We start from the raw sequence: 24,552 nt of genomic DNA, 5'->3' as shown, positions 1-24,552 counted from the left end.
GGCGCATGACCAGCCCGCCCGTCACCGGAAAACGCATTCTGATCCCCGAGAGTATATTCGAGGGCGCGCATCTGCGCGCGACGCATTTTGCGGGCGGAAGCGGCGTGAACGGGCAGCAGCTGATGGTGGTGTTCGACTATCGCAAAGAGGGGCGCGCGGGGTTTTCGGCGGCGACGCATTCCAGCAGTTTCGCGCGGCAGGGGTACGGGCAGCTGTCCATCCGCACCGCGCGCAACGACTGGTATATGAACGCCGATACCGCTGCGCTGGAGGCGGTGTTGCCCGCGCTGGCTGCGCGGTATCAGCGCGTGCATCTGCTGGGGTATTCGATGGGGGGATTTGGCGCGCTGCGTTTTGCCAGCGCGCTGCGGGCGGATCGGGCTGTGGTGGTGTCGCCGCAATATGCGCTGGACCCTGCCGTGGTGCCGTTCGAGGGGCGCTACCCCGCGATGCCGGGCGTATTGGCCGCTAACGCGGCGGTTGGCGGTATGCTGGTGTTCGACCCGTTCGTGCCCGAGGATCGGTTGCACGCCGCGCTGATCGGGCGCGCGTTTCCGCGCCTGCAGCGTGTGGTGCTGCCCTTTGGCGGGCATCCGGCCATTCGCAGTTTGCGCGCTGTGCGGGGGCAGTGGTGGTTGCAGCGCGCAGCCGCGCTAGCAGGTGACGATGTGGCCGCCGTGCAGGCCGCCCACCGCGCTGCGCGGCCTTTGTCGCAAGGGTATTGGCAGCGGTTGTCGCAGCGTGCGGCGCGCACGGGGCATGACGCCCTTGCCGCCTTTGCCGCGACGCGCGCGGCGGCTTTGCCGGCGGTTGCGGGTGATGGCGAAAGCGGGGAATCGGCTTGACCTTGGCTGGGATTCCCCTTAACTGCCCAAAGCTGATTTGGTAGTCCGCCTGACCGCAGGTTTGCTACCCCAATGAACCGTTGTGCCAATCGCGCCGCATCAAGCGTCGTATGGCCTTGATACGAAGGACTAAAACCATGTCGCGCCGTTGCGAATTGACCGGAAAAGGCCCGATGGTGGGCAACAATGTAAGCCACGCGAACAACAAGACCAAGCGTCGTTTCTTGCCGAACCTGCAAGATGTCACGCTGCAGTCGGACATTCTGGGCCGTTCGTTCACGCTGCGCGTGTCGGCTGCTGGCCTGCGTTCGGTTGACCACCGTGGTGGTCTGGACGCCTATCTGGCCCGCGCCAAAGACGAAGAGCTGTCGGCCGATGCGCTGAAGCTGAAGAAAGAAATCGCCAAGGCTACTGCTGCTGCAGCTGCCTAAGCGGTCTTTCAGACCAAACGAAAAGCCCGGCCGTTTGGCCGGGTTTTTTTGTTTTTGGGCGGTTGCGTGCCCGCAAGCCACGCCGCGTACAAAAAAGCCGCCCAATGGGCGGCTGTTTCGCGCGTATCAGCCGCAGCGGCTGGAGGCGGTGTTGGTGAAGTCGCGATAGCGGCCCCAGAATGCGCGGTCGCCAGTGCTGCTGGAGGCGCGGGTTTGCTGGGCTTTGTCAGGCTCGGTAAAGAAGCCCGCCGCGCGGCGCTGGTCTGACCCAGACAGGGTTTGGTTTGCAACGCCCTGCACGCAAGAGCACAGGTGCAAATTCGCCGCCGAGCGGCCGCCCGCCATACAAGCGTCGGAAATCGCACCACGGGGCCCGCACCCTGCGAGTGCCAAAGCCGCCGTCGCGGCCATGATTCCGGTCACGATGGGTTTTACGCGCATGATACTGCCCCTTTTTTATCCATTATGACGCAAAAAGGGCGACCAGACAACGGTCGCCCCTGATGCTGAACATGTTGTGATCTTTAGCTGTCCATTTTCAGGGCCGAGATGAACGCCTCTTGCGGGATGTCCACCTTGCCGAACTGGCGCATCTTCTTCTTACCGGCCTTTTGCTTGTCCAACAGTTTACGCTTCCGCGTGGCGTCGCCGCCGTAGCACTTGGCGGTCACGTCTTTACGCATGGCCGACAGCGTTTCACGGGCGATGACCTTGCTGCCGATGGCGGCTTGGATCGGGATTTTGAACATGTGACGGGGGATCAGCTCTTTCAGCTTTTCCACCATGGCGCGGCCGCGCATGTCGGCGCGGTCGCGGTGCACCATCATCGAAAGCGCGTCGACTGGTTCCTCGTTCACCAGAATCGACATCTTGACCAAGCTGTCTTCCTGATAGCCGGACAGTTGGTAGTCGAAGCTGGCGTAGCCCTTGGTCACCGATTTCAGGCGGTCGTAGAAGTCGAACACCACTTCGTTCAGCGGCAGGTCGTAGACGACCATGGCACGGCTGCCTGCGTAGGACAGGTCCAACTGCACGCCGCGGCGGTCTTGGCAGAGCTTCAGAATGTCGCCGAGGTAGTCGTCGGGCACCATGATGGTGGCCTTGATGCGCGGCTCCTCAATGTGGTCAACCAGTGTCAGGTCGGGCATATCGGCGGGGTTGTGCAGGTCCATCTGCGTGCCGTCGCGCATAAAGACGTGGTAAACCACCGACGGGGCCGTGGTGATCAAGTCGATGTTGTATTCGCGTTCCAGCCGGTCGCGGATAACTTCAAGGTGCAGCAGCCCCAAGAACCCGCAGCGGAAGCCGAAGCCGAGCGCGGCCGAGGTTTCCATCTCGTAGCTGAAGGACGCATCGTTCAGCGCCAGCTTCTCAATCGCGTCGCGCAGGTCTTCGAATTCGGCCGAATCGACGGGGAACAGGCCGCAGAACACTACGGGTTGCGCGGGTTTAAAGCCGGGCAGGGCAGTCTGGGTGCCCTTTTTCTCATGCGTGATGGTGTCGCCGACGCGGGTATCGCGCACTTGCTTGATGCTGGCGGTGAACACCCCGATTTCGCCCGGGCCAAGCTCGGCGATGTCGGTCATTTGCGGCTTGAGCACGGCCAAGCGGTCGACGCCGTAGACGGCATTCGTGGCCATCATGCGGATGCGGTCGCCCTTTTTGATGGTTCCTTCCATCACGCGGATCAGCACCACGACGCCAAGGTAGCTGTCGTACCAGCTGTCGACCAGCATGGCCTTCAGCGGGGCGTTGCGGTCGCCTTTGGGGGCGGGCAGGCGGTGGACGATGGCCTCCAGCACCTCGTGGATGCCGACGCCGGTTTTGGCCGACACCAGAATCGCGTCCGAGGAATCGATGCCGATCACGTCTTCGACCTGCGCGGCGACGCGGTCGGGTTCGGATGCGGGCAGGTCGATCTTGTTGAAGACGGGCACGATTTCGTGGTTCGCGTCCAGCGCCTGATACACGTTGGCCAGCGTCTGCGCCTCGACCCCTTGGGTCGAATCGACGACCAGCAGCGAGCCTTCGACAGCGCGCATCGACCGGCTGACTTCATAGGCGAAGTCGACGTGGCCGGGGGTGTCGATCAGGTTCAGCACATAGGCTTCGCCGTTGTCCGCCTTGTAATCAATGCGGACGGTGTTGGCTTTGATCGTGATGCCCCGCTCGCGCTCGATATCCATCGAGTCGAGCAGTTGTTCTTTCATATCGCGGCCCGCGACGGTTCCGGTCTCCTGAATCAGGCGATCGGCCAGCGTGGATTTGCCGTGGTCGATATGCGCCACGATGGAGAAGTTACGGATGTGATCAAGATCGGTCATGGCGCTGCTATGAGGGCGATTTGGGATTCCGTCAAGCGCCCGCACAGCGGTGTTTCACGCATTTTTCCGCTTTGCGCCGGGCGATCAGGCCAAGGCGGGGGTGCGGGGGTGTTCGACCTCGAAATCCTTGCACAGATAGGCCGAGACGGCGGTGAAAAACTCGGCCGGTTTTTCGGCCTGCAGCCAGTGGCCCGCGCCCGGGATTTTGGCGAAGTGGGGGCGCGTGAACATGGTGCGGATGGTTTCGCGGTGTTCGGGCTGCACGTAATCCGATTCGGCGCCGCGCAGGAACAGGGCGTGGCCGTGGTACTGCAGGCCGGTCTGCGGGAAGCCGGCGATGGTTTTGATCTCGCGCCCCAGCGTATCGAGGTTCAGCTTCCAGCGGTGATTCGCCATGTCGAGGCTTTGCAGCAGCAGGTTCGTGGTCGCCGTATCCATGTTCAGGGCGGCGGCGGCCTCGGCGCGGGTGGTGACGGCCTGCAGGTCGACGGCTTTCATCGCATCGATGCTGGCGATGTGGCTGTGGGTATAGGTGACGGGCGCGATGTCGGCGACGACAAGGCGCTGCACCAGTTCGGGGCGGGTCAGGGCCAGCATCATGGCGGCCTTGCCGCCCATCGAATGGCCGATCACATCCGCGCGCGAGCCAAGTTTGTCCTCGATCACTTCGGCCAGATCTTGGGCCATGGCGAAGTAGTTATGGTCGGGGTACCACGGGCTGGCCCCGTGGTTGCGCATGTCCACGGCGATGACCTGCCGGCCTTCGTCGGCCAGTCGGCGGGCGATCACGCCCCAGTTCCGCCCCGACCCGAACAAGCCGTGCGCTATCAATATGGGGCGGCGTGGCCCCGGTTCACCGTGTGTGATCGTGTTCAACATGCAGCACTTCTATCCCATCGCATATCCATCGCGCCAGAGACGTTGAGCGCGCCGCGCCGCAAGGGTAAAGCAGCTTTATGACACAGGACCAATTATTGACACAAACCGAAGAGATCCGTCAGCTGATGCGTGAAAAGCATGGGCTGCGCGGGGCCAGCCTGCAGCGGCAGTTGCAGCGTGGTGGACGTTTGCTGCCGCGCGCCATCCGCACCGAGGCGTGGTATCTGGCGCAGGTGTCGGAATTGGCGAAGAACCCCAAGTTATTGAAAATGGTTGATTTCGACCATGCAAACCGCGCCGTTGCGTTGGTGCGCGACCATCTGGAATCGATCAACCCGCTGGACCGGCTATGGGGCCGCGTGTTGGGATTTTTGGGCACGATGGCGCTGGCGGTGCTGGCGATTCTGGCCTTGCTGATCTTGTGGCGCCTGACCCGCGGTTAACATTTGCGCCGATCAGCTGGCCATAAAAAAGGGTGCTGCCCGCGACAATGAGCAGCACCCTTGTGATCACATTACAGGATCTGTGTGATCACAGATTGGGGTAGATCGGGAAGCGGGCGCACAGCGCTTCGACTTCGGCCTTCACACGTGATTCGATTTCACCGTTGCCGTCTTCGCCATGTGCGGCCAGCCCGTCGACGACGGCGACGATCCAGCGGGCGATCTGGCGGAAGTCTTCTTCCTTGAAGCCGCGCGTGGTGCCTGCGGGGGTGCCAAGGCGGATACCGCTGGTGACGAAGGGCTTTTCAGGGTCGAAGGGCACTCCGTTTTTGTTGCAGGTGATGTGGGCGCGGCCCAGTGCGGCCTCGGCCGCTTTGCCGGTGACCGATTTGGGGCGCAGGTCGGCCAGCATCAGGTGGTTGTCGGTGCCGCCCGAGACGATGTCGATGCCGCCCTTTTGCAGCTCGTCCGCCATGGCTTTGGCGTTCTTCACGATTTGGGCGGCGTAATCCTTGAACGACGGGGCCAGCGCTTCGCCGAAAGCGACGGCCTTGGCGGCGATCACATGCATCAGCGGGCCGCCTTGCAGACCCGGGAAAACGGCCGAGTTGATCTTTTTGGCCATTGCTTCGTCGTTGGTCATGATCATGCCGCCGCGCGGGCCGCGCAGCGATTTGTGGGTGGTGCTGGTGACCACGTGGGCATGCGGCACCGGCGAGGGGTGCTGGCCGCCGGCAACAAGGCCTGCGATGTGGGCCATGTCGACCATCAGATAGGCGCCAACCTCGTCCGCGATGGCGCGGAAGGCCGCCCAATCCCACACGCGGCTATAGGCGGTGCCGCCCGCGACAATCAGCTTCGGCTTGTGTTCCAGGGCTTTGGCGCGGATGTCGTCCATATCCAGCATCTGGTCTTGCTGACGCACGCCATAGCTGACCACGTTGAACCACTTGCCCGACATGTTCACCGGCGAGCCATGCGTCAGATGACCGCCCGAGTTCAGGTCGAGGCCCATGAACGTGTCGCCCGGTTGCAGCAGCGCCAGAAACACCGCTTGGTTCATCTGGCTGCCCGAATTCGGCTGCACGTTCACATAGCCGACGTTAAACAGTTCTTTCGCGCGCTCAATCGCCAGCGTTTCGACGATGTCGACGTATTGGCAGCCGCCGTAGTAGCGCTTGCCGGGGTAGCCTTCGGAGTATTTGTTCGTCAGGATCGTGCCTTGCGCCTGAATCACGGCCAGCGAGGCGATGTTTTCCGAGGCGATCAGCTCGATCTCGTCGCGCTGGCGGCCCAGTTCCAGCGTCACGGCGTTGAAAACGGCGCTGTCGCCGGTGGCGAGGTCTTGGGTGAAGAACGCGGTTGTGTCGGTCATCGTGGCCAATCCTTGGTAACTGTTCTTGGGAACTATGGCGGCGGGTTTTGCGGGTTTCCTACCCCGAAGGAAGGGGCGAATAGAAGGGAAAAACGCCACGAGGGGGCAGGGCGCGCTTGCCTTTCGCGCGCGCGCCGCCCAGAAATTGGGCCATATCGCTTTCGGACATGAAAATGACGCAGCCCAGACTTCATTTCGCGGCCAGCCGCGCGCCCATCGCTCAAGCGGCTTTGTCCGAATTGGTCGGCCTTTATGGTCAGCATCCGATGGCGGATGCCGATGCGATTGTGGCCCTGGGGGGCGATGGCTTTATGCTGAGCACCTTGCACGCCAAGGAAAGCCACGGGTTGCCTGTCTATGGTATGAACCGCGGGACGGTTGGGTTTTTGATGAACGATTACCGCGCCGAAGGGGTACACGCCCGCGTTGCCGCGGCCGAGCAAGAGGTGATCCATCCCCTGCGCATGCGGGCGGTGGATGTGCGCGGCGCGGTATCCGAGGCGTTGGCGATCAACGAGGTGTCGTTGTTGCGGTCGGGGCCGCAGGCGGCCAAGTTGCGGGTGTATGTCGACGGGCGGTTGCGCTTGCCCGAACTGGTTTGCGACGGGGCGTTGGTCAGCACCCCCGCGGGGTCGACCGCGTATAATTATTCTGCGATGGGGCCGATTCTGCCCATCGGGTCCGAGGTTTTGGCGCTGACGCCCATCGCACCCTTTCGCCCGCGCCGCTGGCGGGGGGCCGTACTGCCCCGCGCAGCCGTTGTGCGGATCGAGGTGATCGACCCCGCCATGCGCCCCGTCATGGCGAACGCCGATTCGCAACCTTTTACCGATATTGCGGTGGTCGAGATGCAATCCGAGCCCGCCGTGTCGCACAGGATCTTGTTCGACCCCGGCCATGGGCTGGAAGAACGCCTGATTTCCGAGCAATTCGCCTGAATTTTAAGCCGCGTTTTTGGTGGTGGCTGAAACTGGCCGGCTGGGGTGCGGCTCACGCCGAGTTCATGCGCCGTTGTCACATTTTCCCTGCAGTATCGCAGGGGGCTGTGTGAGGTGTGCTATGCGCTGGGGCTGGGCGGTACTATCATCATTTGCGATGCCGGCGGTGGTGCTGGCGGTGCTGGGTGCGGGCACGCTGTGGCTGGTGCTGGGGCGCGACCCTGCGGAGCCGGTGCGCGACGCGGATGTTGCGGTCAACCTGTGCGCAATTGACCCCGAAATCGCGCCCGATTTGGGGGCGCAAGCGGTTGTGGTGCACGCAGGTCCCGCTGGCGTGCCGATAGCGGGTTTTGACGGGCAGGGCGGACTGGATTACTGCGCGCCATCCCCGCCGTGGGCGCGCGGCGCGCTTTAGGCGCTTGCAACGCGCGGGCGGCCCCGCCAATCTGACCAAAAGATCAAACGGAGGCGATCATGTCGCTGGTAGACGAAGCGCGCGCGATTCGGGATCGCGCCTATGTGCCCTATTCGAACTTCAAGGTTGGGGCGGCGATCCGCGCTGCATCGGGTAAGGTCTATGTGGGCGTAAACGTTGAAAACGTGGCCTATCCCGAAGGGACGTGCGCCGAAGCCGGTGCGATTGCCGCGATGATCGCGGGTGGCGATACGCGCATCGCCGAAGTTGCGGTGATTGCCGACAGCCCCGAGCCTGTGCCCTGCTGCGGCGGGTGCCGGCAGAAGCTGGCCGAATTTGCCGATGCCGATGTGCCCGTGACGCTAGCCACGATGGCGGGGAAAACGCTGCAAACCACGGTCGGGCAGATTCTGCCGGGTGTGTTCACCGTCGCCCATATGCAGCGCGACTAGGGTTCCATGGACGCGCGGGGGCTGATCGTCGCGCTGCGCGACGGGCAAGACGTGTCGGCGGGGCAGGTGCGTGCTTTTGCCTTGGGGCTGGCTGACGGCCGTGTGTCGGATGCGCAGGCCGGTGCCTTTGCCATGGCCGTTTTGCTGCGCGGCCTAGGCCCCGCGGGCCGCGTCGCGCTGACCGAGGGGATGCGCGATTCAGGTGACACGCTGCGCTGGGATTTGGACCGGCCCGTTCTGGACAAGCACTCGACCGGCGGGATCGGGGATTGTGTATCCTTGGTGCTGGCGCCTGCGCTGGCGGCCTGCGGGGTGGCGGTTCCGATGATCTCGGGGCGGGGCTTGGGCCATTCGGGCGGCACGCTGGATAAGCTTGAGGCGATCCCCGGCCTTTCGGTTGCGGGGGATGAGGCCCGGCTGCGCGGCCTGATCGATAGCGTCGGTTGCGCGATTGTGGGGGCTTCGGGGCGGATCGCGCCTGCGGACAAGCGCCTTTACGCAATTCGCGATGTGTCGGGCACGGTCGAGAGTTTGGATTTGATCACGGCTTCGATCCTGTCGAAAAAACTGGCGGCTGGGCTGCAAGGGTTGGTGCTGGATGTGAAGGTCGGATCAGGCGCATTCATGCGTACGATGGCCGATGCCGAGGCGCTGGCCAAAAGTTTGGTGGCGACCGCCAATGGCGCGGGCTGCCCGACGGCGGCCTTGATCACCGACATGAACCAGCCGCTGGCCCCCGCGATGGGCAACGCGCTAGAGGTGCGCGCCGCGCTGGATGCCCTTGGCGGGCAGGCGGGGCGGTTGCGCGATGTGACGCTGGCGTTGGGTGCGCGGTTGCTGGCGCTGGCGGGGCAGGCGGATGGTGCGGCCCGTTTGGCTGCTGCCATTGATGACGGGCGGGCGCTGGATGTGTTTGGCCGCATGGTGGCGGCGCAAGGCGGGCCGGTGGATTTTGTCGAGAACGCTGCTGGGTACTTGCCCGTCGCCCCCGTGGTGCGCGACATCGCGGCTCCGCATGGCGGTGTCATTGCGGGGTTTGCGGGCGTGGATTTGGGTCTGGCAGTGGTCGCTTTGGGCGGCGGGCGGCGGGTCGAGACCGACCGGATCGACCCTGCCGTGGGATATGCCGGTATTTTGCCGCTGGGTACGGAAGTGCAGGCCGGTCAGCCGGTGGCGCAAGTCCATGCGGCCAGTGTTGCTGAGGCCGATGCGGCCGCCACCAGCTACCTGCGCGCGCTGACGGTAGGCGATGCCGCGCCGCAGCATGCGTTGATTTTGGGCGAGGTGGCCTGAGGTGGCGCGCGTCTTTTTGCTGGTGATGGACAGCGCAGGTATTGGCGGCGCGCCCGATGCAGGGCAGTTCTTCAACGGCCTGCACCCCGACACCGGCGCGAATACCATCGGGCATATCGCGCAGGCCGTGCCACTTGCGGTGCCGGTTATGGACGGGTTGGGGCTGGGGCGCGCGATCGCGCTGGCATCGGGCGGCGGGGTGCCGCTGTCGGGCGCCGCGCCCACCGGCGCTTGGGGCGCCGCGACCGAGGTGTCGCCGGGCAAAGACACCCCATCCGGGCACTGGGAAATGGCGGGCGTGCCGGTGCCGTGGCAGTGGACTTACTTTTCCGATACGCAGCCAGCCTTTCCCGCAGATGTCACGGCGCGGATCTGCGCGCTGGCGGGGACGGCGGGGATTTTGGGGAATTGCCATGCCTCGGGTACGGCGGTGATCGACGCATTCGCCGCCGAGCACATCCGCACCGGCTGGCCGATCTGCTACACATCCGCCGACAGCGTTCTGCAGATCGCCGCGCACGAGGAGACCTTTGGACGCGAACGCCTGTTACAACTATGCGCCGATTTGGCGCCGATGTTGCACGCCATGCGCGTGGGCCGTGTGATCGCGCGCCCCTTTGTGGGGACGCCAGATACGGGTTGGACGCGCACGCCCTATCGCCGTGACTTTGCCATAGCGCCGCCTGCGCCGACCATCTTGGACAGGGCGCATGCGGCGGGGCACCCTGTGCATGCGATTGGAAAAATCGGGGATATATTCTCGATGCGGGGGATTGATGATTGCGCCAAGGGGCGCGATGCGACCCTGATGGAGGCGCTGTATGAGCGCGTCGCGGATGCGGCGGACGGGGCGCTGGTTTTTGCGAATTTCGTCGAATTCGACACCGAATACGGCCATCGGCGCGATGTGGCGGGCTATGCGCGCCATCTGGAATGGTTCGATGCCGCGCTGGGCCGTGTGATTGCGGCGCTACGGCCCGACGATCTGCTGATCGTCACCGCCGACCACGGCAACGACCCCACATGGGTCGGGTCTGACCACACGCGCGAGAGGGTGCCGGTTTTGGTGCATGGCCTGGGGGCACGTCCGCTGGGGCTGTTGGATTTCGTCGATATTGCTGCCACAATAGGGGAAAAGTTGGGGCTGCCTCCCAATGGTATTGGAAGGAGTTTCCTGTGAGCCGTGTGTCCGAGTTTCGTGATCTGCCCAAGATCGAACTACATACCCACCTTGAGGGATCGGCCCCGCCCGCGTTCATCCGCGGCCTCGCGCGCGAGAAGAACATCGACATCAGCGGGATTTTTGACGCGCAGGGCAATTATACCTTCCGCGATTTCGACCATTTCCTGAAGGTCTATGACGCCGCGTGCACCACGCTGCAATCGCCGCAGGATTTCCACCGCCTGACTTTGGCGGTGCTGGAAGAAACCGCCAGCCACGGCGTGATCTACATGGAAAGCTTCCTTTCGCCCGATTTCTGCGGGGGCGGTGATCTGGTGGCGTGGCGCGATTATCTGGCCGCGATGGAGGCCGCTGCCGCCGAGGGCCAAGCGAAGTTTGGTATCACCATGCGCGGCATCATCACCGCCATTCGCCACTTGGGCCCCGACCAGTCGCGCAACACCGCCCGCGTCGCAGCCGAGACGGCGGGCGATTTCATCACCGGATTTGGTCTGGCGGGGGCCGAGATGATGGGGCGGCCCGGAGATTACACATGGGCCTTTGATGCCGCGCGCGAGGCGGGGTTGCAACTGACCGCCCATGCGGGCGAGTGGGGCGGGCCGGATATGGTTGCCGAAACCATCCGCGATCTGAAAGTCAGCCGTATCGGCCATGGCATCAACGCGATCAACGATCTGGCTTTGGTCGATCAACTGGCCGAAAACGGAACGGTGCTAGAGGTCTGCCCGGGGTCCAACGTGGTCTTGCAGGCGGTGACCGATTGGAACGCTCATCCCATCGCGCGGCTGCGCGATCGCGGCGTGAAGGTGACCGTCTCGACCGACGATCCGCCCTATTTCCTGACGACGATGAGCGATGAATATGACGCTTTGGCCCGCTATTTCGGCTGGGGACCCGACGATTTTGCCGATCTGAACCGGACAGCGCTTGACGCCGCCTTCTGTGATGCGAAGACGAAGGCCAAACTCGCGACACGATTGGAGCAACAATGACCGAGACCACCTGTGCACCTGTAACGGTTGTGAACCACCCGCTGGTGCAGCACAAGCTGACCCTGATGCGCGAGAAAGAAACCTCGACCGCGTCGTTCCGCAAGCTGCTGCGCGAGATCAGCCTGCTGCTGGCCTACGAGGTCACGCGCGAGCTGCCGATGACCAATCGCCGTATTGAGACCCCCATTCAGCCGATGGACGCCCCGACGATCGACGGCAAAAAGCTGGCGCTGATTTCCATTTTGCGCGCGGGCAACGGGTTGCTGGATGGCATTCTGGAGTTGATCCCCGCCGCGCGCGTGGGCTTCGTCGGCCTCTACCGCGACCCCGACACGCTGCAACCCGTGCAGTACTATTTCAAAGTGCCCCAGCATATGGAGGAGCGCACCACCATCGTCGTCGACCCTATGCTGGCGACCGGCAATTCGACCGTCGCGGCGATTGATTTGCTGAAAGAGGCGGGCGCCAAGGACATTCGCTTCCTGTGCTTGCTGGCCTCGCCCGAGGGGATCAAGCGTCTGCAAGAGGCGCACCCCGATGTGTCGATTGTGACTGCTTCTATCGACAGCCATCTGGACGATCATGGCTATATCGTGCCGGGGCTGGGGGATGCGGGCGACCGTATGTTCGGCACCAAGTAAGCCGATGGTGCGTTGGGCTATCATAATGTGCTGCGCGATCGTGCCGCTGGCTGCCGCCGCGCAGCCGGTGGAGCGTGCGCGCACGGATGATGCGGGGTGCCGTTTGCTGCGCGCCGACGTGGGCGGGCAGGTGGTTTGGGCGCCTGTCCTGACACCCGACGGGGCGCCGTGGTGCCCCGACGCGCGCCCCGCCCCGACAACCGCGGCGCGCCCTGCGGTTGCCCCGCGCGCCGCGCTGCGCCGTGCAGGGCCGCAGGACCGTTACGTGCAGGTCGGCACGTTTGCGCGCGCGGCGAATGCCGACCGCGCGGCGGCGCGCTTGGCGGCGGAGGGCTGGCCCGTAGCCGTGTCTGATCTGGTCGTGAATGGCACGCCGATGCGGGGCGTGGCCGCAGGGCCCTTTGCATCGCAAGCCGCGCTGCAAGCCGCGTTGGAACGCGCCCGCCGGATCGGGTTCACCGATGCTATTCCCCAGTAAGTGACCCTCTGGGGTCAGCTGTTGCAGATCCCCAGCAGGCCCACCCAGTCATTGTCGTTTAGCACGTTGCCGGTAGGCGCGGGCGCGCTGGCCGCATTGCCCGCGGGCCGCGCGAGGATTTTATGCGCGTAATCCACCAGCGCCGATTGCGGCAGATCGCCTGTTGTTAGCAGCGCTGCGGTGGCGGCAAAGCCGCTGTCGGCCAGCAGCGGGCGCAGGGGGTCGGTTTGGGTCTGGGTTTGGGCCGTCGCGGCGATCAGGCTTGCCAGTTCGGCAGGGTCGGCGGCGTTGATCAGCGCGTGGTGCGACAGCACGATGGTGCGTCCGGGCAGAACGGTGGGCGCAAAGGCATCGCCTGGCAAAACAACAATGCGCCCGGGCCAGCCCGGGCCCAGCACGCGCTGGCGCAGCTGTTCCAGCGCACGCACGCCGAAAGGGTCGCGGCAACTGGGGCCGGTTTGGTTTTGCATATGCCCCAGAATCGACACGCCAAGTTCGGCGCGTTTCGCCAGCGGTACGACGGACAAAGCCTGATTGCGCACCAGCACCGGCAACAACAGCATCGCGGCCAGCGCCAAAGTCAGCATCGTGCCGAGCACGACCAACCGCAGGCGCAGTCGACGCGTTTGTGGTGTTTGCAGGGCGGTCATCACTTTGGCCAGCGCCTCGATCATCAGGGCGTCGTCCAGTTCCAGCAATTCGTCGCCGTCGCTGTCGGGAGTATAGGTTTGGCTGGTCGCGGGCGCATCGGGGGCGCGGTCCAGCGCGCGAATCGCGGGCAGCGACCAGTGGGCGAGTGGGCGGCCAGCGGGATCGACCAGAACCAGCGTCGCATCGCCGAACGATACAACAACATCGCGAAAGGCGTGGTCGGCACTAGGGCGCCATTTGCCAAAAGATTCTAGTCGCGCGTACTGCTGTAGTGCCGTCATGGGACCTGCTCGGATTTTGGGGCAGGTTACCGCGTCGGGGCGCGTTTTGACAGGCGGAACTTGGGCCGCCGTGCCAATCGCGCCCCGCGGGCTGCGGATTTTGGGATCAGGCGGCGTTGGCGGTGCTGCGGCGGGCGATTTCTTCTTCGCCCCATGCGATTTCGCCGCGCAGTTCGGTGATGGCGGCATCCAGCACGGCGCGCTGGGCTTCCATCTCGGCCAGGTGCACCAGCGCCAGTTCGCGGGTGCGGGTCAGTTGGGTCAGTTGGTTGTCGTTCAGGCTGTACAGTTCCAGCAGCTGACGGATTTCTTCCAGGCTGAAGCCGAATTTCTTGCCCTTGAGGATCAGCTTCAGGCGGGCGCGGTCGCTGCGGGTGAACAAACGCTTGGTGCCTTGGCGGATCGGGAACAGCAGTTCCTTGGCCTCGTAGAAGCGCAGCGTACGCGGGGTCACGTCGAAGGCTTCGCACATCTCGCGGATGGTCATCGTCTCGGTCATTGCAGTCATACCTTGCAAACGCGGGAAAGGGCCCGCGCGGGGATTAAAAACTTGTTTTCGCTTGCGCGCTGGAATGCACTGGCGGCCCGGACTGTCCTGCGCCCTAGGGCTAGGGTGTCGCGGCGTCCGGGAAGGCCGGTGCGATGAGGCGCTCGGTTAGCCCAAAAGATTCTATGACACAACTGCTTCCAGCTGGGTCATGGCGGCTTTTTGCGCGTCTTAGCGCTTCAAAACGGAAAGTGAATGCTCGCGCAGGGCCCGCAGCTCGTTTATCGCAGCTTCCAGCTGGCTGCGTTTGCTTTCCAGTGCGGCCAGTTGGCTACCGGCGGCATCGATCCAATAGCGCATCTGCGCCTCGATTCCGTCTTTGTCGTGCATTTGCAACCAGCGGCGTATGTCTTCCAGACTGAAGCCAAATTTGCGTCCGCGCATGATCAGCTTCATGCGGGTTTGTTGTTGCTTGCTGTAGAAACGGTTGCGGCCCTGCTTTTCGGGGAACAACAGTTCGATGTATTCGTAATAGCGTAGTGTGCGAGGTGTAACCGCAAAGGCGGCGCACATTTCTTTGAATGATAAACGGGCAACGGTCATTTTACTAACATGGGAAACGGCTCTGCGCGACGTTACGTAACGGTTTCATTGCGCCGAGGCAAGCGGCAGCTTTTGATGGCGAATATCACGGGCGCGCCGGACCGCGTTTGCCCGTATGCGGAAAAAGGAGAGGCCCGTGGCTGAGGGCGAGAGCAAGGTGGTATCGGGCAACAAGTATGTGGCCATTGCGCAGGGGTTCATGGGCAGCTTGCCGCAAGCGCGCGCGCTGGGATTGCAGGTGCTGGATGTCGGGCAAGGGATGGCGCAGATGCGGCTGCCCTATGCCGCCCGTCTGGTTGCCGATGCAGATACAGGTGTGCTGCATAACGGTGCGATTGCCACGCTGATCGATACTTGCTGCGGTGTTGCGGCCGTCAGCCACCCGGCGCTGGGGCAAGTTACTGCGACGCTGGATTTGCGGCTGGATTACTTGCGCGCTGCGACAGCGGGGCAGGACATTACGGTGACGGCGCGGGTGCTGCGGGTGGAACGCTCGGTTGCGTTCGTGCAGGCGCAAGCGTTTGACGCGGATGGCGACAATCCCGTGGTGACGGCCACCGCCGTGTTCACTGCCGTTGCCACCCCTGCCGCGAAAGGGGCCTGAGATGAGCGATTGGCTGCAAGATATGCTGGCGCGGGTGCCCTATGCCGCGTTTTTGGGAATAACGTTGGAGCGCGACGGCGATGGGCTGCGCGGCCTGCTGCCGTTTTCGCATGATTTGATCGGTGTGCCCCAGCCCCCTGCGCTGCACGGCGGTGTCACGATGGCGTTTTTGGAGGTGACGGCGTTGTCCACGCTGATGCATGACGTCAGCGTGACGCAGGGGGTGCATTTGACGGCATGGCCGCGCACGCTGGATTTGTCGGTCGATTATCTACGCCCGGGCCTGTCGCAAGACAGTTACGCCCGCGCCAGTGTGACGCGGGCGGGGCGGCGCTATGCCACTGTTTCGGTCGCGGCATGGCAAGATGACGAAACTCGCCCCTTTGCGCAGGCGATCGGGCATTTCATGATGCCCGAGCAAGCTAGCTAAAGCCAGTCGCTACGGCCGGTGCCCACCGCATCGGCCACGGTGGAAAACCCGTCGCGCGCCAGCAGCGCATCCAAATCGCGCGCGATTTGCTCGACCATCGATATGCCGCCAAACACCAGCGCAGTGTAAAGCTGAACGGCCGAGGCCCCCGCGCGAATTTTTTCATAGGCCTGCGCGCCACTGGAAATGCCGCCGACGCCGATCAGCGGCAGGTGGGTCATGGTGGATAGTTGCGCCAGCACGCGCGTCGATTTTTCAAACAGGGGCGCGCCCGACAGGCCGCCTTTTTCGGCGCGGTGGGGGCTGGTCAGCCCGTCGCGCGCCAATGTGGTGTTTGTTGCGACAATGGCGGCAACGCCGGTTTCCTCGGCCGCGGCGGCGATGTCTTGCAATTCGTCCGCCGTCAGATCGGGCGCGATTTTCAGGAAAATCGGCAGCGGACGGGCGAGGGTGTGGTTCGCCTCCATCACGCCTGCCAGCAGGGCCGTCAGCGCCGCGCGGCCTTGCAGATCGCGCAGCCGTTCGGTGTTCGGGGACGAGACGTTGACCGTCGCAAAGTCCAGATCGGCGCCGCAATGGGTGAGAACGCGGGCAAAATCGGCGGCGCGATCCTCGGAATCTTTGTTGGCACCCAAGTTGAGGCCGATGGTCGCGTTTTTCGGGCGGGCGTGCAGGCGGGCGGCTGCGGCCTCCATCCCCTCGTTGTTGAAGCCAAAGCGGTTGATCGCGGCGCGGTCTTCGCTCAGCCGGAACAGGCGCGGGCGCGGGTTGCCGGGCTGGGCGCGCGGGGTGATGGCGCCAACCTCGAGAAAGCCGAAGGCGGTGCGGGCCAGCGGGTGCAGCGCGGTCGCGTTTTTATCCATACCGGCGGCAAGGCCGATGGGGTTGGGCAGCCGTAGGCCTGCGACTTGCGTGGCAAGGCGGGCGCTGGTGACGGGGCCACCCTTGGGACCAAGGCCCAGTTGCAGCGCCTTCAGCGCCGCGCCGTGGGCGAATTCGGGGTCGGTTTTGCGCAGGGCGGCCAGCCCCAAGGTTTCCAGCACCCTCATGCGAGGGCCGGGAAGATATGGCCGTTCGGCCCCAGCGGCAGCGCGACGGCCAAGGTGACCTCGGCCATGCGCAGCGTGCGGTAGAGGTGTGGGAACAGCGTGCCGCGGGCCGGTTCCCATTTCAGGGCATCGGCGATCGTGTCCGATTCGATTGCCAGCAGCCACAGCCCGTCTTCGCCGGCGAAATACTTCGCCGCCGTGGCTGCGACCGTTTCGGCGGTCGAGAAATGAATGTAGCCGTCGGCCAGATCGACCGGCGCGCCTTGGGTTTCACCGGCAGCCTGAAAGGCGGCCCATTCGTCTTTGCGCAGGATTTTATAGATAAGCATGATGCGGCTGTGATGCGCGGGGATGGGCGTGCGGTCAAGCCTTAAGCTGCGCGCCGATGCGCCCGAAGCGGTGAAGCCTTGGGCGTCTGGCTGCGTCGCGGGGGGGATGCATGTGGAATTTACGGCTTGATCAGCCCTCGGGCTTTGACAGCTTGCGGTTTGATACGCCACGATACCCACAGATCACCAATTGGGAGACTTTTCATGCTGGCCCGTTTTATGACCGGCGCGGCAGTGCTGGCCCTTAGCACGACCGCGGCTTACGCCGATTTCAACCTGACCATCCTGCACACCAACGATTTCCACGCGCGCTACGAGCCTATCTCTAGCTCGGATTCGACGTGTTCGGCATCGGCGAATGCCGAGGGCAGCTGTTTTGGCGGCACGGCACGTCTGGTCAATGCGGTGGCGGATGCGCGAGCGCGGGCCGAAAACAGCATTCTGGTGGATGGCGGCGACCAGTTCCAAGGCACGCTGTTCTATACCTATTATAAGGGCGCCATGGCGGCCGAGTTCATGAACCAGCTGGGTTACACCGCGATGACCGTGGGCAACCACGAATTCGACGATGGTCCCGAGGAACTGGCGAAGTTTATCGCCGAGATCAACTTCCCGATCCTGATGTCGAACGCCGACATCTCGCAAGAGCCGCAGCTGGCCGACAAGATCCAGAAGTCGATCGTGATCGAAGTGGCGGGCGAGAAGATCGGCCTGATCGGTCTGACCCCGCATGACACTGACGAGCTGGCCAGCCCCGGCCCGAACGTGATCTTTACCGACCCCGCCGAATCGGTGCAGGCGCAGGTTGATCTGCTGACGGCAGATGGCGTGAACAAGATTATCGTGCTGTCGCACTCGGGCTTGAATGTCGACATGGATGTGGCGGCGAACACCACCGGCGTCGATGTGATCGTTGGCGGGCACGACAATTCGCTGCTGTCGAACACGATCGAGGGGGCGAAGGGGCCTTATCCGGTCATGGTTGGCGACACGGCCATTGTGCAGGCCTATGCCTACGGCAAGTTCTTGGGCGAGTTGAACGTGGTGTTCGACGACGCGGGCAAGCTGGTCTCGGCCACTGGCGAGCCGCTTCTGATCGACAATGCCGTCCCCGAGGATGAGGCCGTTGTCGCCCGTATTGCCGAACTTGCGATCCCGCTAGACGAGATCCGCAACGAGGTTGTCGCCACCAGCGGCGGCCAGTTGGTCGGCGATCGCAACGTGTGCCGCCTGCAGGAATGTTCGATGGGGAACCTGATTGCCGATGCGCAGTTGGCCCGTGTGGCAGGGCAGGGTGTGACGATCAGCCTTGCGAACTCGGGCGGGATCCGCGCCGATATCGACGAGGGCGAGGTGACCATGGGCGAGGTTCTGACGGTGCTGCCGTTCCAGAACACGCTGGCGACCTTTACCGTGTCGGGGCAGGGCGTCATCGACGCGCTGGAAAACGGCGCGAGCCAAATGGAAGATGTCGCAGGCCGCTTCTTGCAGGTCGCGGGCCTGAAATACACCGTCGACCCCGCAGCGCCCGCCGGCAGCCGCATTTCGGACGTGATGGTGCAGGCCGATGGCGGGTGGGTGCCGATTGATCCGGCAGCGACCTATGGTGCGGTGACCAACAACTATGTTCGCAACGGTGGCGATGGTTTTGCGGCTTTTGTGACCGCCGAAAACGCTTATGACTTCGGCCCCGATCTGGCCGATGTTGTGGCCGAGTATCTGGCCGAGAATGGCCCCTATGCGCCATATACCGATGGCCGTATCACCGTGAAGTGATGCTGTTAGCGCGCTGATATAAAACGGGAAAGGGGTGCAACAGCGCCCCTTCTCTTCTTTTCGCTGGTCAGTGCGCGGGGGCGCGCTATCTTGGGGCGACCGCAATGGGAGTGTCCAGATGACCCGTAACCTTGCCCTGATCGCCAGTTTGCTTGCCTCGGTTGCCGCGCCAGCGTTGGCCGAAGGAACCCGCAACTTGTCGGGCGAATTGACCTATTTGCAGCGCATCGCGTTGCCCGAAGGTGCCGCCCTGAAAGCCGAAGTGCACGGCCCCCATGATGTGATTTTGGCTGAGGCCGAAATACCGACCAACGGCGCGCAGGTGCCGCTGCCCTTCACGCTGGAGATCGCGCAAGATGTCGCTGCGCGCCTGACGCTTGCGATTGCGTTTGAAGGGCAGCCGCGCTGGAAAGCCCCGCAGATCGACATTGCTGCCGGTACGGATGATGTGGCGCTGGGCGCAATTGTCGCCACGCCCTATGTCGCGGCGGGGTTTGAATCGCAGTTCAACTGCGAGGGGAAAATTGTTGGCGCTGGGTTCGTGAACGATTCGGTGGTTCTGACGCTGCCCGATGGCAGCCAGCGGGTGCTGCCTCAGGTTATTGCCGCCTCGGGGGCGAAATTCGCTGACCCCGATAACCCCGACCAGACCTTTTTCTGGAACAAGGGCGAAAACGCGACGATGCGCATCGACGGGATTTTGACCGAATGTGCGGGCGTTGCCGAAGCGCAGGCCGCGCCGTGGCACGCAGGTGGCACCGCGCACGATGGCGCGGGCGAATGGGGCATTGACGTATCGGACGACAATTACACCCTGACCCGCACCGGCGAGGATGACGTTGTCGGCGTGCTTCCCGCCCCGCAGTGGCGCGATGGCGCGGTGGTTTGGGATGTCGCCGACCCTGGGATGACGCTGCGCACGACGCAGGCGATTTGCACCGGCGCGGACGGCATGCCTCACCCTGAAACGGTCAGCCTAACGCTGGGCGACGGCCCCGCCTTGCAAGGCTGCGGCGGTGATCCGGCGGTGCTGTTGCAGGGGGCCGATTGGAAGGTTGTCGACCTGCTGGGCAAGGGCGTACCTAGCGATGGAGACGGGGTGATCCGCTTTGCGCCCGATGGCAGCGTCAGCGGAAAGTCGTTCTGCAACAATTTCATCGGCTCGTATGAAATCGGGGCCGAAGGGCTGTCGATGGGGCATCTGGCGTCGACCCTGATGATTTGCGGGGCGGGGGCAGATTACCGCGAGCCGGAGTTTCTGCAGACCCTGCGCACCGCAAAGACCTTCACCATCGCCGATGACGGCGCGCTGGAGCTGCGCGGTAGCGACGGCGCCGTGATGTTGCGGGCCGTTCGGTAAGGCCCAACTTACGTAACAGGCCCAACTTACGTAGCAGGCAAGGGTTTCACCCCCCTTGCCCTTTTCCCCAACCCTCGCCTATATGGGGCCAGAGCGGCGGGTATGGTGTAATGGTAGCGCCTTAGCCTTCCAAGCTAATGGTGCGGGTTCGATTCCCGCTACCCGCTCCAATTCCGCATAGTATGCTTATTTGATGCACGCAGTCCGAATACTGGGTGCCAGTCCCACTGGTGAAATCGCAATGTCCACTCCTCCGACCGCGCCGCGTCCGTCGCGCTTGCTGTTTGCATTCATGGTGTTTTGCGGTGTCTATCCGCTGATCACGCTGCTGGCTTATATCGTCGCCCCGATTACAGGCGGATGGCCGATTTGGGCGCGCAATCTGTTGATCGCGCCTTTCATGGTGACCGCGATGGTTTTCGTCATCATCCCCACGATTCAACATATTCTGTCGCGTCGGCGCTAGGTCTTTCCCCGCGACCGCTGCGGCGTTAGCATGGGCGGACGCGATCTTGCAGGAGGGGGCGATGGCTGATCCCAAATTCATTCATCTGCGGGTGCATACCGAATACTCGCTGCTGGAAGGGGCGATCCACGCGGGTGACCTGCCGAAGATGGCCGCCAAGGCAGGGATGCCCGCCGTTGCAGTGACCGACACCAACAACCTGTTCTGCGCGCTGGAGTTTTCGGAAAAGGCGGGCAAGGTCGGCATTCAGCCGATCATCGGGTGCCAGATCAGCGTCACTTATCTGCAAGCCGAGGCGGGCCGCCGCGCCGAAGACCCGGCCGCCATCGTGCTGCTGGCGCAGTCCGAGGTTGGCTATAACAATTTGATGGCGCTGAATTCCTGTGCCTATCTGGACAAAGGCGGGCAGTTGCCGCAGGTAACTGTCGCCGATTTGGCCGCACATGCCGACGGGTTGATCTGCCTGACCGGCGGCCCCGACGGCCCCCTTGGCCGCCTGATCCGCGCCGGGCAAGAAGGGGCTGCGAGGATCTTGCTGGAGCGTTTGGCCAGCATCTATCCCCAGCGTTTGTATGTCGAGCTGCAGCGCCACCCCGGCGAAGACGGCTTGCCCGAGGCCGAGGCCCAGACCGAGCGGCCTTTCGTCGAATGGGCCTATGCGCTGGATCTGCCCTTGGTGGCCACGAACGACGCCCATTTTCCCGCCGAGGGGTTTTACGAGGCCCATGACGCGCTGATCTGCATTGCCGAGGGCGCCTATGTCGACCAGCAGGAACCGCGCCGCAAGCTGACGCCGCAGCATTATTTCAAGTCGCAGGCCGAGATGGCCACCCTGTTTGCCGATCTGCCCGAAGCGTTGGAAAACACGGTCGAAATCGCCAAGCGCTGCGCGTTCAAAGCCTATAAACGCGCGCCGATTTTGCCGCGTTTTGCCGATGACGAGGTGGAGGAACTGCGCCGTCAGGCCAAGCAGGGGCTGACCGACCGGCTAGCCGTAATTCCCCATGCCGCCGAGGAACATGTCTATTGGGATCGCCTTGAATTCGAGATGAACATCATCGAGAAGATGGGCTTCCCCGGATACTTCCTGATCGTGGCCGATTTTATCAAATGGGCCAAGGATAACGGCATTCCCGTCGGGCCGGGGCGGGGGTCGGGGGCTGGCAGTCTGGTCGCTTATGCGCTGACGATTACCGACCTTGACCCGATTCGGTACAGCCTGCTCTTCGAACGCTTTCTGAACCCCGAACGCGTTTCGATGCCCGACTTTGATATCGACTTCTGCATGGATCGCCGCGAGGAGGTGATCCAGTACGTGCAGGGTAAATACGGCCGCGACCGCGTGGCGCAGATTATTACCTTCGGCGCGCTTTTGTCGAAGGCCGCCGTGCGCGATGTGGGCCGCGTGTTGCAGATGCCTTACGGGCAGGTTGATCGCCTGTCCAAGATGATCCCCGTGGAGGGGGTAAAGCCTGTTTCGATCGCACAAGCGCTGAAGGACGAGCCGCGCCTGCGCGAGGAAGCCGATCGCGAGCCTGTGGTCGCGCGCCTGCTGGATTACGCGGGGCAGGTCGAGGGGCTGCTGCGCAATGCCTCGACCCACGCGGCGGGGGTGGTGATTGGCGACCGGCCGCTGGACCACCTGGTGCCGCTGTATCAGGACCCGCGGTCCGACATGCCTGCCACGCAGTTCAACATGAAGTGGGTCGAGCAAGCGGGCTTGGTAAAGTTCGACTTTCTGGGTCTGAAGACGCTGACCGTCATTCAGAACGCGGTGAACCTGATCCGCAAATCGGGGCGGCAGTTGCACGAGGCGGCGGACGGCACCGTGCTGTATACCCCGCCCAAGGGCGCGGAAAACGACATCGGGGCGATTCCGCTGGACGATGCGAAATCCTATCAGCTGTATTCCGATGCGAAGACCGTCGCCGTCTTTCAGGTAGAATCGACGGGGATGATGGATGCGCTGAAGCGCATGAAGCCGACCTGTATCGAGGATATCGTCGCGCTGGTGGCCCTTTACCGCCCGGGCCCGATGGAAAACATTCCCACTTATTGCGAGGTGAAGAACGGCCAGCGCGAGATTGCCTCGATCCATCCGACGATTGACGGGATTTTGGCCGAGACGCAGGGCATCATCGTTTACCAAGAACAGGTGATGCAGATTGCGCAGGTCATGGCGGGCTATAGCCTGGGCGGTGCCGATTTGCTGCGCCGCGCCATGGGTAAAAAGATCGCCGAGGAAATGGCGAAAGAGCGTCCGAAATTCACCACTGGCGCGAAAGAGACCCATAATATCGACGAAAAGAAGGCAGGCGAGGTTTTCGACCTGCTGGAGAAGTTCGCGAACTACGGGTTCAACAAATCGCACGCGGCGGCCTATGCGGTCGTCAGCTATCAGACGGCGTGGCTGAAGGCGAACCATCCGGTCGAATTCATGGCCGGCGTGATGAACTGCGATATTCACCTGACCGACAAGCTGGCCGTCTATTTCCAAGAGGTGCGGCGCGGCCTAAAGATCGGCACGGTGCCGCCTTGTGTGAACCGGTCGCTGGCGACGTTCGATGTGGTCGACGGCAAGCTGGTTTACGCGCTGGGCGCGCTGAAGAACGTGGGCGTCGATGCCATGCGGTTGGTGGTCGAGGCGCGCGGCGACAAGCCTTTCGTGACACTGTTCGACGTGGCCCGCCGTGTCGATTTGAAGCGTGTCGGCAAGCGCCCGTTGGAAATGATGGCCCGCGCGGGCGCGTTTGATGTGCTGGATGGCAACCGCCGCCGCGTGTTGGAATCGCTGGATGCGCTGGTGGCCTATTCGGCCGCCGTGCACGAACAGCGCGCCTCGAACCAAGTTTCGCTGTTTGGCGAGGGGGGCGACGACCTGCCCGAGCCGCGCTTGCCCAACGTCCCCGATTGGTTGGCCGCCGAGCGGTTGGGCGAGGAATTCAAGGCTATCGGCTTCTATCTGTCGGGCCACCCGCTGGACGATGCCATGCCGGGCCTGCGCCGCAAGGGCGTGCTGACCTTGGCTGAAGTCGAGGGCAAGGCCCAGAACGGTGCGTTTCTGGCGCGTATGGCGGGGGTTGTAGCGGGGCGGCAGGAGCGCAAATCCGCGCGCGGCAACCGCTTTGCCTTTGCGCAGCTGTCCGACCCGTCGGGGCAATACGAGGTGACGATATTCTCGGATGTCCTCGAGGCCGCGCGCCCGTTGCTAGAGGCAGGGACGCAGGTAATTTTGCAAGCCGAGGCGACGCTGGAGGCCGACCAGCTGAAACTGCTGGCGCGGTCGTTCAGCGCGGCAGGCGAGGTGGATACGGGGATCGAGGGCTACCGCATCTACGTTGACCGCCCCGAGGCACTGTCGCAGGTGTCATCGGTGCTGGAAAACGCGATTGCGGCCAAAGTGCGCGCCCCGCGCGGGCATATCTCGTTCGAGATCATGTTGCCCGATCTGGGCGAGGTAAAGATCGACGCGCCCAAGACCTACCCGTTGAACCCCCAGATCCGCGCGGCCTTGCGCGCGGTGACGGGTGTGCAGGAAGTGATTGAGGTCTAGTTACCAGTGCGGGGGCGGCTGGTTGGCGGCAGGGGCCTCCATCAGCTCGGCCTCGCGCGTGGCTTCGCGTTCGATCAGGAAGTGGACGCGGCGCGTCAGTTGGACGATTTCTTGGTCTTGCCGGTGCACGACATCGGACAGGTCTTCGACCATCCGCGTCAGATGGGCGATCTTTTCTTCCAGCAGGGTTTGCGTGTTTTCAGTGTTCATGGCGGCATGATCGCAGGTCGCGAAGTTTTTGCAAAGGGGCGTCCGGCGCATTGCCCTATGGGCT

At 63.4% G+C, this 24,552-nt stretch carries 27 protein-coding genes and 1 tRNA gene; 18 read left to right on the top strand and 10 right to left on the bottom strand.

Annotation, left to right across the window (positions count from 1 at the left end; translation table 11 throughout):
* Positions 1-5: 5 nt before the first annotated feature.
* Together BVG79_RS08865 and rpmB are read left to right on the top strand one after the other, a co-directional pair.
* Positions 6-845 carry an alpha/beta fold hydrolase gene (locus BVG79_RS08865; RefSeq protein ID WP_085786571.1) on the top strand — a complete coding sequence of 280 codons (840 nt, stop codon included), beginning with the start codon at positions 6-8 and terminating at the stop codon, positions 843-845.
* 137 nt (positions 846-982) lie between these two features.
* Positions 983-1,276 carry a 50S ribosomal protein L28 gene (gene rpmB, locus BVG79_RS08860; RefSeq protein WP_085786570.1) on the top strand — a complete coding sequence of 98 codons (294 nt, stop codon included), beginning with the start codon at positions 983-985 and terminating at the stop codon, positions 1,274-1,276.
* 126 nt (positions 1,277-1,402) lie between these two features.
* Here rpmB and BVG79_RS08855 read toward each other — a convergent pair whose 3' ends face one another.
* From BVG79_RS08855 to BVG79_RS08845, 3 genes are all read right to left on the bottom strand, one after another.
* A complete protein-coding gene (locus tag BVG79_RS08855) occupies positions 1,403-1,717 on the bottom strand; it encodes an arginine transporter (protein ID WP_085786569.1) in 315 nt (104 codons plus the stop codon).
* Between the two features lie 83 nt (positions 1,718-1,800).
* The gene (gene lepA / locus BVG79_RS08850) at positions 1,801-3,600 is read right to left on the bottom strand and encodes a translation elongation factor 4 (RefSeq protein WP_085786568.1); all 1,800 of its coding nucleotides are present in this window, start codon (positions 3,598-3,600) and stop codon (positions 1,801-1,803) included.
* 84 nt (positions 3,601-3,684) lie between these two features.
* Positions 3,685-4,479, bottom strand: a complete 795-nt coding sequence (locus BVG79_RS08845) for an alpha/beta fold hydrolase (RefSeq protein ID WP_085786567.1) — start codon at positions 4,477-4,479, stop codon at positions 3,685-3,687.
* Between the two features lie 95 nt (positions 4,480-4,574).
* Between BVG79_RS08845 and BVG79_RS08840 the strand changes: the two genes are divergently transcribed.
* Positions 4,575-4,922 carry a hypothetical protein gene (locus tag BVG79_RS08840; RefSeq protein ID WP_236951343.1) on the top strand — a complete coding sequence of 116 codons (348 nt, stop codon included), beginning with the start codon at positions 4,575-4,577 and terminating at the stop codon, positions 4,920-4,922.
* Between the two features lie 88 nt (positions 4,923-5,010).
* Here BVG79_RS08840 and glyA read toward each other — a convergent pair whose 3' ends face one another.
* Positions 5,011-6,297 (bottom strand): serine hydroxymethyltransferase, encoded by a 1,287-nt coding sequence (gene glyA / locus BVG79_RS08835; protein ID WP_085786565.1) that lies wholly within the window; start codon positions 6,295-6,297, stop codon positions 5,011-5,013.
* Positions 6,298-6,470: 173 nt separating this feature from the next.
* On the opposite strand from glyA, the gene BVG79_RS08830 reads away from it, so the two are divergent.
* The 8 genes from BVG79_RS08830 to BVG79_RS08795 all read left to right on the top strand — a co-directional run bounded on the left by BVG79_RS08830 (position 6,471) and on the right by BVG79_RS08795 (position 12,689).
* Positions 6,471-7,235 (top strand): NAD kinase, encoded by a 765-nt coding sequence (locus BVG79_RS08830; protein ID WP_085787336.1) that lies wholly within the window; start codon positions 6,471-6,473, stop codon positions 7,233-7,235.
* A gap of 121 nt (positions 7,236-7,356) precedes the next feature.
* Positions 7,357-7,650 carry a hypothetical protein gene (locus tag BVG79_RS08825; protein ID WP_085786564.1) on the top strand — a complete coding sequence of 98 codons (294 nt, stop codon included), beginning with the start codon at positions 7,357-7,359 and terminating at the stop codon, positions 7,648-7,650.
* A 59-nt stretch (positions 7,651-7,709) separates the two neighbouring features.
* A complete protein-coding gene (locus BVG79_RS08820) occupies positions 7,710-8,102 on the top strand; it encodes a cytidine deaminase (protein ID WP_085786563.1) in 393 nt (130 codons plus the stop codon).
* 6 nt (positions 8,103-8,108) lie between these two features.
* Positions 8,109-9,395 (top strand): thymidine phosphorylase, encoded by a 1,287-nt coding sequence (locus BVG79_RS08815; RefSeq protein WP_085786562.1) that lies wholly within the window; start codon positions 8,109-8,111, stop codon positions 9,393-9,395.
* A 1-nt stretch (position 9,396) separates the two neighbouring features.
* Positions 9,397-10,575: a phosphopentomutase gene (locus tag BVG79_RS08810; protein WP_085786561.1), complete on the top strand. Its 1,179-nt coding sequence runs from the start codon at positions 9,397-9,399 to the stop codon at positions 10,573-10,575.
* Entirely contained in the window at positions 10,572-11,570 is a 999-nt protein-coding gene (locus BVG79_RS08805; RefSeq protein ID WP_085786560.1) for an adenosine deaminase, read from the top strand. Before BVG79_RS08810 ends, BVG79_RS08805 begins: the two co-directional genes overlap by 4 nt.
* Positions 11,567-12,211, top strand: a complete 645-nt coding sequence (gene upp / locus BVG79_RS08800; RefSeq protein WP_085786559.1) for a uracil phosphoribosyltransferase — start codon at positions 11,567-11,569, stop codon at positions 12,209-12,211. The genes BVG79_RS08805 and upp overlap by 4 nt, the downstream gene beginning before the upstream one ends.
* Before the next feature lie 25 nt (positions 12,212-12,236).
* The gene (locus BVG79_RS08795; protein WP_236951342.1) at positions 12,237-12,689 is read left to right on the top strand and encodes an SPOR domain-containing protein; all 453 of its coding nucleotides are present in this window, start codon (positions 12,237-12,239) and stop codon (positions 12,687-12,689) included.
* 14 nt (positions 12,690-12,703) lie between these two features.
* Here the strand turns inward: BVG79_RS08795 and BVG79_RS08790 are convergent, their stop codons facing one another.
* From BVG79_RS08790 to BVG79_RS08780, 3 genes are all read right to left on the bottom strand, one after another.
* On the bottom strand, positions 12,704-13,621 hold the full coding sequence (locus BVG79_RS08790; RefSeq protein WP_085786557.1) for a hypothetical protein: 918 nt from the start codon (positions 13,619-13,621) through the stop codon (positions 12,704-12,706).
* Positions 13,622-13,727: 106 nt separating this feature from the next.
* Complete coding sequence (locus tag BVG79_RS08785; RefSeq protein ID WP_085786556.1) at positions 13,728-14,120, bottom strand: MerR family transcriptional regulator; 393 nt, start codon at positions 14,118-14,120, stop codon at positions 13,728-13,730.
* 219 nt (positions 14,121-14,339) lie between these two features.
* Positions 14,340-14,711 (bottom strand): MerR family transcriptional regulator, encoded by a 372-nt coding sequence (locus BVG79_RS08780; RefSeq protein WP_085786555.1) that lies wholly within the window; start codon positions 14,709-14,711, stop codon positions 14,340-14,342.
* 136 nt (positions 14,712-14,847) lie between these two features.
* Between BVG79_RS08780 and BVG79_RS08775 the strand changes: the two genes are divergently transcribed.
* Both BVG79_RS08775 and BVG79_RS08770 read left to right on the top strand, forming a co-directional pair.
* A complete protein-coding gene (locus BVG79_RS08775) occupies positions 14,848-15,315 on the top strand; it encodes a PaaI family thioesterase (protein WP_236951341.1) in 468 nt (155 codons plus the stop codon).
* A 1-nt stretch (position 15,316) separates the two neighbouring features.
* Positions 15,317-15,745 carry a PaaI family thioesterase gene (locus BVG79_RS08770; RefSeq protein ID WP_085786553.1) on the top strand — a complete coding sequence of 143 codons (429 nt, stop codon included), beginning with the start codon at positions 15,317-15,319 and terminating at the stop codon, positions 15,743-15,745.
* On the opposite strand, the gene BVG79_RS08765 is transcribed toward BVG79_RS08770, so the two are convergent.
* Positions 15,742-16,794, bottom strand: coding sequence for a quinone-dependent dihydroorotate dehydrogenase (locus BVG79_RS08765; RefSeq protein WP_085786552.1), 1,053 nt, complete (start codon positions 16,792-16,794; stop codon positions 15,742-15,744). The genes BVG79_RS08770 and BVG79_RS08765 overlap by 4 nt on opposite strands.
* Positions 16,791-17,123: a DUF952 domain-containing protein gene (locus tag BVG79_RS08760; protein ID WP_085786551.1), complete on the bottom strand. Its 333-nt coding sequence runs from the start codon at positions 17,121-17,123 to the stop codon at positions 16,791-16,793. Before BVG79_RS08760 ends, BVG79_RS08765 begins: the two co-directional genes overlap by 4 nt.
* 204 nt (positions 17,124-17,327) lie before the next feature.
* Here BVG79_RS08760 and BVG79_RS08755 point away from each other — a divergent pair, with 204 nt between their 5' ends.
* From BVG79_RS08755 to dnaE, 5 genes are all read left to right on the top strand, one after another.
* Positions 17,328-18,899, top strand: a complete 1,572-nt coding sequence (locus BVG79_RS08755; RefSeq protein ID WP_085786550.1) for a bifunctional metallophosphatase/5'-nucleotidase — start codon at positions 17,328-17,330, stop codon at positions 18,897-18,899.
* A gap of 118 nt (positions 18,900-19,017) precedes the next feature.
* Positions 19,018-20,259 (top strand): META domain-containing protein, encoded by a 1,242-nt coding sequence (locus tag BVG79_RS08750; protein ID WP_085786549.1) that lies wholly within the window; start codon positions 19,018-19,020, stop codon positions 20,257-20,259.
* Between the two features lie 96 nt (positions 20,260-20,355).
* Positions 20,356-20,429: transfer RNA gene (locus tag BVG79_RS08745), tRNA-Gly, on the top strand.
* A gap of 71 nt (positions 20,430-20,500) precedes the next feature.
* Positions 20,501-20,725 (top strand): putative antibiotic biosynthesis monooxygenase, encoded by a 225-nt coding sequence (locus tag BVG79_RS08740; RefSeq protein ID WP_085786548.1) that lies wholly within the window; start codon positions 20,501-20,503, stop codon positions 20,723-20,725.
* A gap of 61 nt (positions 20,726-20,786) precedes the next feature.
* Entirely contained in the window at positions 20,787-24,278 is a 3,492-nt protein-coding gene (gene dnaE, locus BVG79_RS08735) for a DNA polymerase III subunit alpha (RefSeq protein WP_085786547.1), read from the top strand.
* Here the strand turns inward: dnaE and BVG79_RS08730 are convergent, their stop codons facing one another.
* Positions 24,279-24,488, bottom strand: a complete 210-nt coding sequence (locus BVG79_RS08730) for a SlyX family protein (RefSeq protein WP_085787335.1) — start codon at positions 24,486-24,488, stop codon at positions 24,279-24,281.
* Between the last annotated feature and the right edge of the window lie 64 nt (positions 24,489-24,552).

The organism is Ketogulonicigenium robustum (genome assembly GCF_002117445.1).
GTDB lineage: Bacteria > Pseudomonadota > Alphaproteobacteria > Rhodobacterales > Rhodobacteraceae > Ketogulonicigenium > Ketogulonicigenium robustum.
The sequence above is the reverse complement of the archived record's forward strand: the minus strand, read 5'-3'. Positions and strand labels throughout refer to the sequence as shown.

Excerpts from the sequence above, each read along its gene's own strand:
- BVG79_RS08865 (WP_085786571.1), top strand. The coding sequence starts at position 6 with ATGACCAGCCCGCCCGTCACCGGAAAACGCATTCTGATCCCCGAGAGT.
- rpmB (WP_085786570.1), top strand. The coding sequence starts at position 983 with ATGTCGCGCCGTTGCGAATTGACCGGAAAAGGCCCGATGGTGGGCAAC.
- BVG79_RS08855 (WP_085786569.1), bottom strand. The coding sequence starts at position 1,717 with ATGCGCGTAAAACCCATCGTGACCGGAATCATGGCCGCGACGGCGGCT.
- lepA (WP_085786568.1), bottom strand. The coding sequence starts at position 3,600 with ATGACCGATCTTGATCACATCCGTAACTTCTCCATCGTGGCGCATATC.
- BVG79_RS08845 (WP_085786567.1), bottom strand. The coding sequence starts at position 4,479 with ATGTTGAACACGATCACACACGGTGAACCGGGGCCACGCCGCCCCATA.
- glyA (WP_085786565.1), bottom strand. The coding sequence starts at position 6,297 with ATGACCGACACAACCGCGTTCTTCACCCAAGACCTCGCCACCGGCGAC.
- BVG79_RS08830 (WP_085787336.1), top strand. The coding sequence starts at position 6,471 with ATGACGCAGCCCAGACTTCATTTCGCGGCCAGCCGCGCGCCCATCGCT.
- BVG79_RS08825 (WP_085786564.1), top strand. The coding sequence starts at position 7,357 with ATGCGCTGGGGCTGGGCGGTACTATCATCATTTGCGATGCCGGCGGTG.
- BVG79_RS08820 (WP_085786563.1), top strand. The coding sequence starts at position 7,710 with ATGTCGCTGGTAGACGAAGCGCGCGCGATTCGGGATCGCGCCTATGTG.
- BVG79_RS08815 (WP_085786562.1), top strand. The coding sequence starts at position 8,109 with ATGGACGCGCGGGGGCTGATCGTCGCGCTGCGCGACGGGCAAGACGTG.
- upp (WP_085786559.1), top strand. The coding sequence starts at position 11,567 with ATGACCGAGACCACCTGTGCACCTGTAACGGTTGTGAACCACCCGCTG.
- BVG79_RS08795 (WP_236951342.1), top strand. The coding sequence starts at position 12,237 with ATGTGCTGCGCGATCGTGCCGCTGGCTGCCGCCGCGCAGCCGGTGGAG.
- BVG79_RS08790 (WP_085786557.1), bottom strand. The coding sequence starts at position 13,621 with ATGACGGCACTACAGCAGTACGCGCGACTAGAATCTTTTGGCAAATGG.
- BVG79_RS08785 (WP_085786556.1), bottom strand. The coding sequence starts at position 14,120 with ATGACCGAGACGATGACCATCCGCGAGATGTGCGAAGCCTTCGACGTG.
- BVG79_RS08780 (WP_085786555.1), bottom strand. The coding sequence starts at position 14,711 with ATGACCGTTGCCCGTTTATCATTCAAAGAAATGTGCGCCGCCTTTGCG.
- BVG79_RS08770 (WP_085786553.1), top strand. The coding sequence starts at position 15,317 with ATGAGCGATTGGCTGCAAGATATGCTGGCGCGGGTGCCCTATGCCGCG.
- BVG79_RS08765 (WP_085786552.1), bottom strand. The coding sequence starts at position 16,794 with ATGAGGGTGCTGGAAACCTTGGGGCTGGCCGCCCTGCGCAAAACCGAC.
- BVG79_RS08760 (WP_085786551.1), bottom strand. The coding sequence starts at position 17,123 with ATGCTTATCTATAAAATCCTGCGCAAAGACGAATGGGCCGCCTTTCAG.
- BVG79_RS08755 (WP_085786550.1), top strand. The coding sequence starts at position 17,328 with ATGCTGGCCCGTTTTATGACCGGCGCGGCAGTGCTGGCCCTTAGCACG.
- BVG79_RS08750 (WP_085786549.1), top strand. The coding sequence starts at position 19,018 with ATGACCCGTAACCTTGCCCTGATCGCCAGTTTGCTTGCCTCGGTTGCC.
- BVG79_RS08740 (WP_085786548.1), top strand. The coding sequence starts at position 20,501 with ATGTCCACTCCTCCGACCGCGCCGCGTCCGTCGCGCTTGCTGTTTGCA.
- dnaE (WP_085786547.1), top strand. The coding sequence starts at position 20,787 with ATGGCTGATCCCAAATTCATTCATCTGCGGGTGCATACCGAATACTCG.
- BVG79_RS08730 (WP_085787335.1), bottom strand. The coding sequence starts at position 24,488 with ATGAACACTGAAAACACGCAAACCCTGCTGGAAGAAAAGATCGCCCAT.